Here is a 12,811-nt window from a genome sequence, read left to right on the forward strand (position 1 = left end):
AATGTGGAGCAATGGGGTGAATATTAAGAAAGCATTGAGGACGACTAGAGGAAACGGCGGGAGTTGTCCGGACCCAGTTCGGTAGCGATGGCGAGGTAGCGGGCGAGCTCCTCCCGCCCCCGCTCCGGATCGAGGAACCAGAGCTCGCTCCCTTCGGGGGTGCTGACCATCAGCTGTTCCGAAGCGGCGTTTCGGGACTGCAGCGTGACTTCGGTGTGGAGGTGGCCGACCCACAGATGCAGGATGCCGTACTGCGGCGCAACCCGCCAGGTGCCGGAAAAGGATGGACGGTAATCGGGGCTCCCGTCGACGGTGTTGCCGATGGACCGGGTGAGGGTGCCGTCTTCGTTGAAGACCAGCAGCCCGAAGGAAAGTTCCGGAGCGATCTCTACCTCGTAGCTTGAGATCGGGACGAGGCTTGGATAGGTGACCCAGTAGACGCTCCGTCCCCGGACCGTTTCGGCGCTGAAGCGCTCCACCGGGGGGACGGCTCCGCTGTAACCGAAGCAGGAGATCTGCACCTGGGCCAGCCCGTCCGGCCCCAGGTACCACGCCTCGACCGATACCGGACCGATCCGCATCAGGGCGGGGAGCCGGGGATGTTCCGCGGAGATCCGGGCGTAGTCCCGATCGCTGCCGGTGAGCCGCGGCCTGAGGCGGAGCACTCCCTGTGGGGTCAGCTCCCAGCTTCCCGCCGGCACCGTCTCCGGCTCCTTGCCGTTGGTGGTGGTGATGGAGGATTCGGCATACGAGCCGTCGGCGGTGAAGACCAGCTTGTGGAAGGAGTTCCGGTAGTCCCAGACGTAGACCGGATGCCGGGTGAGCAGCTCCGGAGCGATCGGGATCGGCGCCGCGGCCCGGATCCGCTCCCGATAGCGGGCAAAGGCCCGGTTTTCTCCCAACCCGCTCAGAAAAGGGGTCATCACCATGGCGAAAAGGACCAGCGCGATCAGCGAGAAGATACCGGTCTTCTCGTAGAGGTTTCCCTCCATGCCGCGGCCGACGCCGGCGCACGCCGCCGGCACCAGGACCAGAAAGGCCAGCGCGGTTCGTTTGATTACCTTGGATAGGGTCATGGCGTGTGGTGCCCGGCCTGCGGCCCCGGGCAAGGGCGGAGTCGGCTTTGGCCCGTTGGGGCTCCGTGAGTACTTCAGCATAGCGCACTCTTGCAAAACGGCCTGCCACTGGAGTTGTTTCCCGATTTTTTCTGCAAAGCCTTCCTTGGGTCCAGTCAGATCCGCACCACGAACTCTTTGACGATACCTGTTCTTTGACAAAGCTGCGACAGGTGATATTTCTTGGACGTTGCTAATCTTTTTGCCGGACTCTTTCCACGGCCCAGAATCCCTTGGAAGAGGAGCCGCACTCTCAGGAGCGGCTACGTGAACTGGCTGAAAAGGTACTTGAGAGGAATCGCGGGAACGATGATTGGGCGGGGAAGCAGCGCTTCGGCAGTTCCGCCGTTTGACGGTAAAACGTTGCCAGGACCACCGGTTCGATGCCGGTAGCAAATGTCAGTTACGGACGCCGCGCAGCAGGCGGCCACCAATCGTTGGGAAAGGGAGGGAAACCATGGCCGACAGTGCTGAGACCAAAAGGCTGGCAGACGAAATCAGCAGGACCCTGCTGGCGGACCTTCCGGACCTGCCCGCCCTGGCGCACCGCCTCCGGGCCGGAAACGTCCTGACCGATGGAGAGGCCCGGACCCTCATCTACCACGCGACGCGGGAACTCAACGCCAGCCTGTTTCCTCCCATCACCAAGATGGAACTGGTGCTGACCGAGGCCTGCAACCTCGATTGCACCTATTGTTTCGGGAAACAGATGCGCCGGCCCCGCAACATGCCGGTCGACGTGGCCCTGGGGGCCGTCGACCTCCTGATCGCCTACTCCGGGAACGCCCCGTGCCTCGACATCACCCACTTCGGTGGCGAACCGCTGCTCAACCTCCCCACCCTCATCGCCGCGACCGAATACGCCGAGGAACGGGCCGCCGAAACGGGGCAGATGGTCCGTTTCAATATCACCACCAACGGGATACTGCTCAACCAGCGTCTGGTGGAGTACCTGGCGCGGCACCGCATCCAGGTGCTGCTCAGCCTGGACGGAACCGCCGCGAGCCACGACCGTTATCGGCGCGACGGGAAAGGGGGGGGGACGTACCTCCGGGTGCTGAACGCGCTGCGGCTCCTCAAGGCCCGGCAGCCCTGGATCGGGGTCAAGATGACGGTGATGCCGGCCAACGCGCCGCAGCTCTTCGACGACGTCAGGGAACTGCATGCCGAGGGGGTGAACCAGTTCCTGATCGGGCACGCCTCGGGGGTGACCTGGAACGGCGCGGAGATCGCGGCCTACGACGAGCAGATGCGACGGCTGGGCGCGTGGTACCGCGAGGGGCAGCGGGAGCTGCGGATCGCCGAATTCGAGGAGGGAGACGGGCCGGTGCCGCGTTTCGGATGCCAGGCCGGGCGCGACAGCATCTCGATTTCGGTGACCGGAGAGGTATCGAGCTGTTCCAAGGTGCTCGCGCTGGACAGCCGGAACCTGCTCGGCAAGCTGGGCGACGTGCGGTACGGGCTGACCCACCTGGTCAACCGGGCCCAGTTGGTCGGCTGCGTCGAGCTGGAGAGCGCCTGCGAGTCCCTGGGGATCGCTGCCGAGTATGTCGGCGGATGCCTGGCCGGCAACTACCAGGAGACCGGGAGCCTGTTCCGGCCCAGCCTGCAGGATCACGCCTTTTCGGTGGCCAAACGGGCGGCAGAGCCGATCCAGACCGAACTGCCGCCGCCGAGAAAGGAAGGTCCCGGGCCCGAGGCCCGGCCGTGATGAATGGGGGAACTGCCCCGCGGTACCGGGGAGTCGGTCGCCGCGGCGGGAAACGCTGAAGGAGGACGCCATGCTCGACGACAGTGAGTACGATCTTCGTGAACTGGCGGCGGAGATTGCCCGCCGTATCGCCGCCGACCCGTCGGTGAGCGCCACCCTGGCCAGCAACTGGCCGGCGCAGCCCGGTACTCCCCCCAAACTCTGTTGTTTTCAGGGCTATGACTGCGCCACCCCCTTCCTCTGCCAGCGGGATTTCAGCTGCTCCAACGGGTTCAATGCCGGCGACGTCGTCCCGTGACGCTACCGGTGGGGCGGGTGCCGCCGGAAGACGGCGCCGGCCTGGTCGTTCCCGGCAAGGTGCACCGGTTGCTCCCCTGACCACGCGGGAAGCGACCGGAGCTTGTTGCTGGGTGAAGATTAAAAAGACTTGAAAAGATATTGTTAATGTAATACGATCGGCGCTTCTCACTCTGAAAACCAGAGCATCGACCATCCTTGCCCGAGTTCCCACCCGGTGTCCCACCTCGGCAAAGGCTCTCCCATGACCGCTCCCTGCATCCTCGACATCGTTCACGGATCCATCACCGATGGCCCCGGGATCAGGACCACCGTGCACTTCCCGGGATGTCCCCTCTGCTGCGTCTGGTGCAAACATCCCGCCGACGGCTCGGCCTGCGCCCCGCGTCCCTCCTTCGAAATGGAACGGGGCGGGGCCGCCGGAGCCGCCGGGGCCTGCGCCGGCAATGCTCCCGCGGGGAACCTTTACGGTGAGCCGTGGCCGGTCGATCAGCTCGTTGCCGCGCTCCTCGAGGACTACGAGCTGCACCAGGCAACCGGCGGCGGGGTCACCCTGGCCGTGGGCGATCCGACCCCCCATGCCGGCTACCTGGCCACCCTCCTCAATAACCTCAAGGAGAAGGGCACCCACCTCACGCTGCAGACCTGCGGCGTGTTCGACTACGACGTATTCCGCCGCGAGCTCCTGCCGTCTCTGGACCTGGTCTACTTCGACCTCAAATTCGTCGACCCGACCCTGCACCGGATCTACACCGGGTCCGACAACGCGCCCATCCTCGCCAATTTCCGCCTGCTGGCCGCTGACCTGGGCGACCGGCTGATCCCGCGGGTGCCGATGGTCCCCGGCATCACGATGACCGAGCAGAACGTCGGGGGGATCGCCGCTTTTCTGCGCGAGTCGGGAGCCTCCAGTTCCATGCTGGTCCCCTACGTGCCGTGAGCCGGCCCACGCCCGAAAGCCGGGGCGCGACCGCCTTGACGACCGGGGACATTTTTCCGGCATCGGCCCTTTTCTAATTTCTCAAATGCTGCTACTATCCGTGGCGCCAATCCTAGCCGTGCTGCGGGAGGAGTCATGACCAAAAAATCGCCGCCTGCCGAAGCCGGGGGGACCGTCTCGACGCGGCCGCCTGGCTCTGCCTTTACCGACCCCGCTGATCCGCTCCTGGATCTGTCGGCAGGGTGCAGCGAGGGCGCTGATCCCCATTTGGGGGAGATCTGCGCCATAGTCAGGTCGCAGACCGGTCACGACTTCAGCTCCTACAAGCGGGGCACCCTGCTCCGCCGCATCCAGCGGCGCATTGCCGTCACCGACGCCTCCGGAACCCGCGACTATCTCTCCCACCTCTCCGAGACCCCAGCCGAAGCCGAAGCCCTCGCCGCCGAGATCCTGATCGGCGTGACCGGTTTCTTCCGGGACCCGGAAGCCTTCACCGTGCTGGAGCAGCGCATCATCCCCCGGCTCTTCGCCGCCGGCGATTCTGAAGAGCCGCTGCGGATCTGGCACGCCTGCTGTGCCACCGGCGAAGAGGTCTACTCCATGGCGATGCTGGTCCGGGAATACCTGACCCGGGAAGCCGTGGCCCGCCCCGTCCTGTTCTTCGCCTCCGACATTGACGAGGCCGCCCTGGCCCAGGCCCGCGCCGGGGTCTATTCCGAGGCCGCCGCCGCGGAAATCGGCGCGGAGCGGCTGCAGCGTTTCTTCGTGAGGGTCCCGGAGGGATGGCGGGTCTCCAAAGAGCTGCGGGAGATGGTGGTCTTCGCCCACCACAGCCTGATCAAGGACCCACCCTTTTCCCGGCTCGACCTTCTGGTCTGCCGCAACTTCCTGATCTACCTGAACCAGGAACTCCAGCAGCGCCTGGTCCCGATGTTCCACCAGATCCTCCGCCCCGACGGCGTCCTCTTTCTCGGCTCCGCCGAGACCATCGGCAGCCGTTCCGACCTTTTCACCCCGGTCAGCAAGAAATGGAAGATCTTCCGCCGCCTCGACTGCGCCGTGCGGGGGGATTGCCTCTTCCCGACGCCGGTGCCGGTCACCCGCTTCGCCACCGTGACGGGGCGCCGCACTGCCGGAAACTCCCAGCCTTCGGCCGCCTCGATCATCGAGAAGGTACTTTTGGAGCGGTACGCCCCCCCTTCCGTCGTCGTCGACGACAAGTACGGGGTGGTGCATGTGTCGGGGCGGGTGAGCCGCTTTCTCGAGATCCCGGAGGGGGAGCTCACCCGGGACGTCCTGAAGATGGCGCGCGAGGAGCTGCGTCCCCTGCTTCGGGCCGCCATCTTCAAGGCCTTCGCCGATCAGCGTGAGACGGTGCTGCGCGGCGTGCAGCTCGCCGACGGGGCCGAGGCGGTAAACCTCGTGGTGCAGCCGCTTCCCGGCACCGGGGCCGCCGCCCAGGCCCTGGTCATCTTCGAGCCGGCCCCACCACCTCCCCCGCTGGCGGTGCCCGGGGAAAGGCAGGAGGGAGGCGCGGAGAAGGACCTCCTGATCCGCCAGCTCGAGGAGCAGCTCCGGCTCACCCACGAGCAGCTCCAGGCGACCTCGGCGCAGATGGAGGCGACCCAGGAAGGGTTCCTCTCCGCCAACGAGCAGCTCGTCTCGATGAACGAGGAGTACCAGTCGGCCAACGAGGAGCTGCAGTCGACCAACGAAGAGCTGGAGACCTCCAAGGAGGAGCTTCAGGCGCTCAACGAAGAGCTGGCGACGGTAAACACCGAGCTGCAGACGACGGTCGAGGAGCTGCACCGGACCAACAGCGACATGGAGAACCTCTTCGCCAGTTCCGAGGTCGCCACCCTCTTTCTCGACCGGGCCCTCAATATCAAGCGCTTCACCCCGAGTTTTGCCCGGATCCTCAACCTGATCCCCTCCGATGTCGGCCGCCCCTTCCGCCACCTGGCGGGGATCGCCGCCTGGGAAGGGCTTGCCGAGGATGCCGAAGCGATCATCAACGGCGGCGCGCCGGTGGAGCGGGAATGGCCCCTGCCGGGGAGCGGGCGGCATTACCTGATGCGGGTGCTCCCCTACCTTGGGGAGGCCGGGCCCGAAGGGATCGTGGTCACCCTGGTCGACCTCACCGAGCGCAAGCGGATGGAAGATGCGATCACCAAGGCCAAGGACGAATGGGAGCGGACCTTCGACACCGTTCCCGACCTGATCGCCATCGTCGACCCGCAGCACCGCGTCTTGCGCGCCAACCGTGCCATGGCGCAAAGGGTCGGGATCACCCCCCAGGAATGGATCGGCCGGATCTGCCACCAGACCTTCCACGGCACCGACACCCCGCATCCCCACTGTCCGCACCAACAGACGCTGCGCGACGGCACCGAGCATACCGTTGAGATCAGCGAGGAACAGTGGGGCGGGAAATTCCTGGTGACCACCACCCCGCTCACCGACGGGGAGGGGGAACTGGTCGGCTCGGTCCACGTGGCACGGGACATCACCGAGCTCAAGCGGGCTGAAGATGAGCTGCGCCAAAGCAAGCTGCAGGTGGAGCGCCATCTGGCTGAAATCCAGACCATCCTCGATCATCTGAACGACGGGGTGGTGACGGCGGACCTGGAAGGAAACCTCTTCCATTGGAACCCGACGGCCCTGGCGATGCACGGCTTTACCTCACTGGAGGAGTGCCGGCGCAAGCTCCCCGAACTGGCCGAGACCTTCGTGCTGGCGACCGAGGAGGGGGAACTTCCGGTCGAGCGCTGGCCGCTGGCGCGGATCCTGGCCGGCGAGACGCTGCGCGATTGGGAAGTCCGGGTGCGGCGCAAGGATACCGGGCTGGAACGTATCTTCAGCTACGGGGGTACCCTGGCCCGCGACCACGAAGGACAACCGGTTCTGGCGGTGGTCTCGGTAACCGACGTTACCGAGCGCCGGCGCGCCGAAGAGGTGCAGGCGCGGCTTGCCGCGGTGGTGCAGAACTCCGACGACGCCATCATCTCCAAGGACCGGGACGGGATCATCGTCTCCTGGAACGACGGCGCGGAGCGGATGTTCGGCTACCGTGCCGAGGAGGCGATCGGCCGCCCGGTGACCCTGCTCATCCCCCCCAAGCAGCAGCACGAGGAGGAGGAGATCCTGCACCGGATCCTCGCCGGCGAGCGGACCGATCATTTCGAGACGGTGCGCATCACCCGCGACGGCCGCCTCCTCGACGTCTCGGTCACCGCCTCGCCGGTAAAAGACCGCCACGGGCGGATCATCGGCGCCTCGAAGATCGTGCGCGACATCACCGAGCACAAGCGGGGGGAAGAGGCGCTCCGGCAGAGCGAACTGCAGTTCCGGACCCTGGCCGACGCGATCCCGCAGCTTTGCTGGATGGCCAACGGCGACGGATGGATCTTCTGGTACAACCAGCGCTGGTACGAGTACACCGGGACCACGCCGGAGCAGATGGCAGGGTGGGGTTGGCAGTCGGTCCACGATCCCGCCGAGCTGCCGGGAGTCATGCAACGGTGGCAGGAGTCGCTGGCGAATGCAGAGCCGTTCGACATGGTCTTCCCGCTGCGCGGCGCCGACGGGGTCTTCCGCCCCTTCCTCACCCGGATCCTCCCGGTGCGGGGCCAGGACGGGACCGTGGTCCGCTGGTTCGGCACCAACACGGACATCTCCGAGCAGCGGCGGATCGAGCAGGAGCTGCGCCGCAGCAACGACCGGCTGAATTTGATCGCCGAGACCACCGCCGATCTTTTGAAGTCGGATGCCCCGCAGCAGGTGGTCGACACCGCCTGCCAGCGGGTCCTCGCCTTCCTGGATTGCGACGTGTTCTTCAACTTCCTCGTGGACGAGGAGGCGGGACGCCTGCATCTCAATGCCTGCGCCGGCATCCCGGAAGCCGAGGCGGAGCTGATCGAGTGGCTCGACTACGGGGTCGCCGTCTGCGGCTGCGCTGCCCAGGAAGGGTGCCGCATCGTGGCCGAAGAGATCCAGACCACCCCGGACCCCCGTACCGACCTGGTCCGCTCCTACGGGGTGCGGGCCTACGCCTGCCATCCGCTGCTGGCCCAGGGGGTGGTGCTGGGGACCCTTTCCTTCGGCACCCGGAGCCGGGACTCGTTCACCAATGACGAACTCGCCCTGATGAAGACGGTTGCCGATCTGGTTTCCATCGCCATGCAGCGCAAGCGGATGCAGGATTCCCTGCTCCAGGCCCACCACGAACTCGAACAGCGGGTACGGGAGCGGACCGAGGAGCTGGCCGCGGCCGTGGAGACGCTCCTTGGGGAGATCTCCGAGCGGGAACGGGCGGAGGCGAGCCTGAGCCGGCTGAACCGTCTGTACATGGTGCTGAGCGAGATCGACCAGGCCCTGGTCCGTGCCACCGACCGGGAATCGATCTTCCGGGATTTCTGCCGGATTGCGGTCGAACACGGCGGATTTCTGCTCGCCTGGGTGATCATTAAGGAGGAAGACGGTGCGGTCCGCACCGTGGCGGCAAGCGGCATGACGAGCTACCTCGACGGCATGCAGATCACGCTGGAGAATGAGCCGGAGGGGGAGGGGCCGACCGGGATCTCCCTGCGCAACGGGACCTATTACATCTGCAACGACTTCCAAAACGATCCGCACACCCGCCCCTGGCACGAGCGGGGACGGCGCTTCGGCATCCGGGCTTCCGCCTCGATCGCGATCAAGGAGGAGAACCGGGTTATCGGCGCGCTCACCCTCTACGCCGGGGAGAAGGACTTCTTCGACCTGCAGCATGTGGCGCTGCTTCGGCAGATGGGGAACGACATCTCGTTCGGGCTCGGCAACCTGATCCGGGAGAGCCGGCGCCGGGCGGCGGAGAAGGCGCTGCAGGAAGAGACCCTGGAGCGGCTGCGGGCGGTCGAGGACCTGCGCGAGAAGGAGCGGTTGCTGATCCAGCAAAGCCGCCTGGCCGCCCTGGGTGAGATGATCGGCAACATCGCCCACCAGTGGCGCCAGCCGCTCAACGCCTTGGGGCTGATGATCCAGGAGCTGCCGATCTGCTACGAGGCCGGGGATTTCAGCCACGCGTACCTGGAGCGGACCGTGGAGAAGGTGATGCAGGTGGTCTTCCACATGTCCCAGACCATTGACGACTTCCGCTACTTCTTCCGCCCGGACAAGGAGAAGGTGACCTTCAGCACGGTGAAGTCGGTGGAGAAGGTGCTCTCCATCATCGAGGGGAGCATGAGGGCCAACCGGATCCGGGTCGAGGTGAGCCAAAACGGCAATCCGCTGGTGCACGGCTATCCCAGCGAATTTTCCCAGGTGCTGCTCAACATCCTGCTCAACGCGCGGGACGTCTTCGCCGAGCGGGGGGTCGCCGACCCGAAGATCGAGGTACGGCTCTTCGAGGAGGGGGGGCAGTCGGTGGTGACCATTCGCGACAACGCGGGGGGGATTCCCGAGGAGGTGCTGGACAAGGTCTTCGACCCCTACTTCACCACCAAAGGGCCGGACAAGGGGACCGGGGTCGGCCTTTACATGTCCAAGGTCATCATCGAGAACAACATGGGGGGGCGGCTGATTGCCCGGAACGCGCCGGATGGGGCGGAGTTCCGGATCGAATCGGCGGCGCAGTAAATAAAGCCCGCGCGGGTCGGTCCGATCCGCACGCCGGGGCTTTTCCCCAAAAAAACAAAGGCCGCTCCGGAATTTCCGGAGCGGCCTTTTGCATGGCAGGTGCGGGGCGCTACTTGAGGAAGCCGAACTTCTTCATCCGGTAGCGGAAGGCGTCGATGCCGAGGTTCAGCTTCTTCGCCGCTTTGGACTGGTTCCAGTCGGTGATTTCCAGCGACTGCTTGATCAGCTCGCGCTCCACTTCCTCGATGTCGATCCCCTCGGGGGGGAGCTTGAAGGTCGCCATCGGAACCGAAACGGTCGAGGCCTTGGCCACGATCTCCAGCGGCAGGTTCTCCAGCAGCAGGTTCTCGTCGGTGCCGAGGATGATGGCACGCTCGATGACGTTTTTCAGCTCGCGGATGTTCCCCGGCCAGTTGTACTCGATGAGGAGCTTCTCCGCCATGCTGGAGATCCCCTTCATCGACTTGTTGAACTCCTTGGAGTACAGATCGATGAAGTGGTTCGCCAGGGGAATGATGTCTTCCTTGCGCTCGCGCAGCGCCGGAAGGAAGATCGGGATCACCTGGAGCCGGTAGTAGAGGTCGTTTCGGAAGGACTTGTCCTCGATGGCTTTGATGAGGTCCTTGTTGGTTGCCGAGACGATCCGGACGTCGACCGGGATCTCCTTGGAGCCGCCGATCCTGCGGAAGGTGCGGTCCTCCAGGAAGCGGAGCAGCTTCGCCTGCATCCCGATTTCCATGTCCCCGATCTCGTCCAGAAAGACGGTCCCGCCGTCGGCAAGTTCGAAGAGCCCCTTCTTGGACGCCTTCGCGTCGGTAAAGGCCCCCTTCTCATGGCCGAAGAGCTCGCTTTCCAAAAGGGTGGCCGGAACCGCGGCGCAGTTGATGGCGACGAACGGCTTTTCGGCGCGGTTCGAGGCAAAGTGGATGTATTTCGCCACCAGCTCCTTGCCGGTCCCCGATTCCCCCTGCACCAGGACGGTGGCCGCGTCGCTTTTGGCGACCTTGGACATCATCTCCAGCACCGTTTTCATGTGCTTGGAGTTCCCCAGGATCTGGGGCGGCCCCTGTTTCTTGTGCTCGCTTCTGAGCTGGACCACCTCGCGGCGCAGGTCCGAAGTCTCGAGCGCCTTGCGGATGACGATCGCCATTTCGTCCAGGTTGAAGGGCTTGTTGATGTAGTCGTAGGCGCCGTGGCGCATCGTGTTGACCGCGGTTTCCAGCCCACCCTGGGCGGTCACCATGATCACGATGATCTCCTCGTCGATCTCCTTGAGGCGCTGCAGCACCTCGAGACCGTTGATCCCGGGGAGGTGGTAGTCCAAAAGGACCAGTTCCGGCTGTTCCTCGCGGGCGAGCCTCAGGGCGTCCTCGCCGGTGCCGGCGGTGCAGACCTCGTATCCCTGCTTCTTCAGGTTCTGCTCTAACGACCAGCGGATCAGGTGCTCGTCGTCTACGACCATTATCTTCGTCTTGCGCATGAAAGCTCCTTCACAACATGGTGTTGCTTACTTCAGCCGGCGGACCGGCTCACACGGACGGCGCGATTCCAGTGACACACGAATGTGCTGCTTCCCCTTCGGCCGGGCCGGACGGCCGCGGGCAGTACGCGGGGAGCTCGACGGTGAAGGTGGTCCCCACCCCGTCTTCGCTCGCCACGGATAGTTTTCCCCCCTGCTGTGCAATCAAGCGGTGGCTGATGGCGAGGCCGAGCCCGGTCCCCTGCGCCTTGGTGGTGAAGAAGGGGGTGAAGATCTTCTCCAGGATGTTGGGCGGGATCCCCTGGCCGGTGTCGTTCACCAGCACCCGGATCCGGTCCCCTCCGTCTTCCCGGACCAGCGTGCTGCGCACGGTCAGGGTACCTCCCTGCGGCATCGCCTGCACCGCGTTCAAAAAGAGGTTGAGGAAGACCTGCTGCATCTGCTTGGCGTCCACGTAGACCGGAGGCAGATCTTCCTGGAGTTCCAGCTTTTTTTCGATGTCCTTGCCGCCGCGGTGCTGGGAGGCGAAGATGAGGATCTTGCGCAGTGAGGCGTTGAGATCGGTGCAGCTCGGCTCGGGGAGGGTCGGCTTGCCGAAGAAGAGGAGATCGTTCACCGTCTTGTCCAGCCGGGAGATCTGCTCCAGGACCTCGTTGATGATGCCGACCCGGCCGTCGTCCGGGGTGAAGTCGTCCTTCATCACGGTGATGGCGGCGGCGATACCGGTGAGCGGGTTCTTGATCTCGTGGGCGATGCCGGCGGCCATCTCACCCACCGAGGCCAGCCGGTCGGCGCGCTCCATCTGCTGGAAGTGGAGATCCTCCAGTTCCTTTTTCGCCTTGTCGAGACGGTCCACCATCGAGTCGAAGCTCGTGATGAGCTTGCCGATCTCGTCCTGCCCCTGGCTGGTCATCCGGACCGAGAGGTCGCCGGCCTCGACCTTGGCCATGTTCCCGGCCAGGCGGTTGAGGGGCTTCTTGACGAACTTGAGCATGACTGCGGAGATGGCGAAGGAGAGAAAACAGATGATGGCGAACGTCGACAGGACGAAGAGCTTGGTGAGTTCGACCATCCGCTTTTTGGTCTCGGCCAGGGAGTAGTTGACGTTGAGCAGGCCGATGATCCGGCTCTTGTTTCCGTGGCAGAGGGTGCAGGACTTGTCGTTGTAGATCGGCTTGACCATGCTGAGCACGTCGCCGTACCCGTCCAGGTTGAAGACGCCGGTCCACTTGTTGTTGAGAAAGAGTTTGAAGTCCCGTTCGTTGACCAGGCGGCCGACCTCGGCGGGCTGGGAGGATTTCAGGATCACGCCGTGGGGGTGGAAGATGCGGACGCCGACCAGTTTTTCGTTTTGCCCGACCATCTCCAGGATCACCTGGACGTCGGCGGTGTTGCCGATGCGCATGGCGTTGTAGACGCTGCGCTCGATGGTGTTGATGAGCAGCTCGGAACTCTCGCGGGCCGAGTTGATGAGCTGCATCTGCTCGCGCCTCAAGGTCAGGAACGCGAAGGTGCCGATCCCGAAGACGAGCAGGAAGATAGTGAGTCCGATGACCCGCGTTGTAAGACTCTTGACTATCAGGGTGCCTCCATCACAAAGCGTCGGGGCAGGGTTTCCCCGCGCCCGGTCTGATCGGACCAGTCGTCGGATC

The 12,811-nt window shown here is 64.8% G+C and carries 7 protein-coding genes; 4 read left to right on the forward strand and 3 right to left on the reverse strand.

The window, feature by feature from the left end; translation table 11 throughout:
• Positions 1–44 precede the first annotated feature (44 nt).
• On the reverse strand, positions 45–1,076 hold the full coding sequence (locus tag JFN93_RS17205; RefSeq protein ID WP_199385365.1) for a hypothetical protein: 1,032 nt from the start codon (positions 1,074–1,076) through the stop codon (positions 45–47).
• 496 nt (positions 1,077–1,572) lie between these two features.
• On the opposite strand from JFN93_RS17205, the gene JFN93_RS17210 reads away from it, so the two are divergent.
• The 4 genes from JFN93_RS17210 to JFN93_RS17225 all read left to right on the forward strand — a co-directional run bounded on the left by JFN93_RS17210 (position 1,573) and on the right by JFN93_RS17225 (position 9,679).
• Entirely contained in the window at positions 1,573–2,826 is a 1,254-nt protein-coding gene (locus JFN93_RS17210; protein WP_199385366.1) for a radical SAM protein, read from the forward strand.
• 70 nt (positions 2,827–2,896) lie between these two features.
• Entirely contained in the window at positions 2,897–3,124 is a 228-nt protein-coding gene (locus tag JFN93_RS17215; RefSeq protein WP_199385367.1) for a hypothetical protein, read from the forward strand.
• A 243-nt stretch (positions 3,125–3,367) separates the two neighbouring features.
• Entirely contained in the window at positions 3,368–4,063 is a 696-nt protein-coding gene (locus JFN93_RS17220; RefSeq protein WP_199385368.1) for a radical SAM protein, read from the forward strand.
• A 135-nt stretch (positions 4,064–4,198) separates the two neighbouring features.
• The gene (locus JFN93_RS17225) at positions 4,199–9,679 is read left to right on the forward strand and encodes a PAS domain S-box protein (protein WP_199385369.1); all 5,481 of its coding nucleotides are present in this window, start codon (positions 4,199–4,201) and stop codon (positions 9,677–9,679) included.
• Positions 9,680–9,788: 109 nt separating this feature from the next.
• Here the strand turns inward: JFN93_RS17225 and JFN93_RS17230 are convergent, their stop codons facing one another.
• Both JFN93_RS17230 and JFN93_RS17235 read right to left on the reverse strand, forming a co-directional pair.
• Positions 9,789–11,159 (reverse strand): sigma-54-dependent transcriptional regulator, encoded by a 1,371-nt coding sequence (locus tag JFN93_RS17230; protein ID WP_199385370.1) that lies wholly within the window; start codon positions 11,157–11,159, stop codon positions 9,789–9,791.
• 49 nt (positions 11,160–11,208) lie between these two features.
• The gene (locus tag JFN93_RS17235) at positions 11,209–12,741 is read right to left on the reverse strand and encodes a HAMP domain-containing sensor histidine kinase (RefSeq protein WP_199385415.1); all 1,533 of its coding nucleotides are present in this window, start codon (positions 12,739–12,741) and stop codon (positions 11,209–11,211) included.
• Positions 12,742–12,811 lie beyond the last annotated feature (70 nt).

It is taken from the genome of Geomesophilobacter sediminis, from assembly GCF_016458275.1.
Lineage (GTDB): Bacteria > Desulfobacterota > Desulfuromonadia > Geobacterales > Geobacteraceae > Geomesophilobacter > Geomesophilobacter sediminis.

Excerpts from the sequence above, each read along its gene's own strand:
- JFN93_RS17205 (WP_199385365.1), bottom strand. The coding sequence starts at position 1,076 with ATGACCCTATCCAAGGTAATCAAACGAACCGCGCTGGCCTTTCTGGTC.
- JFN93_RS17220 (WP_199385368.1), top strand. The coding sequence starts at position 3,368 with ATGACCGCTCCCTGCATCCTCGACATCGTTCACGGATCCATCACCGAT.
- JFN93_RS17230 (WP_199385370.1), bottom strand. The coding sequence starts at position 11,159 with ATGCGCAAGACGAAGATAATGGTCGTAGACGACGAGCACCTGATCCGC.
- JFN93_RS17225 (WP_199385369.1), top strand. The coding sequence starts at position 4,199 with ATGACCAAAAAATCGCCGCCTGCCGAAGCCGGGGGGACCGTCTCGACG.
- JFN93_RS17215 (WP_199385367.1), top strand. The coding sequence starts at position 2,897 with ATGCTCGACGACAGTGAGTACGATCTTCGTGAACTGGCGGCGGAGATT.
- JFN93_RS17210 (WP_199385366.1), top strand. The coding sequence starts at position 1,573 with ATGGCCGACAGTGCTGAGACCAAAAGGCTGGCAGACGAAATCAGCAGG.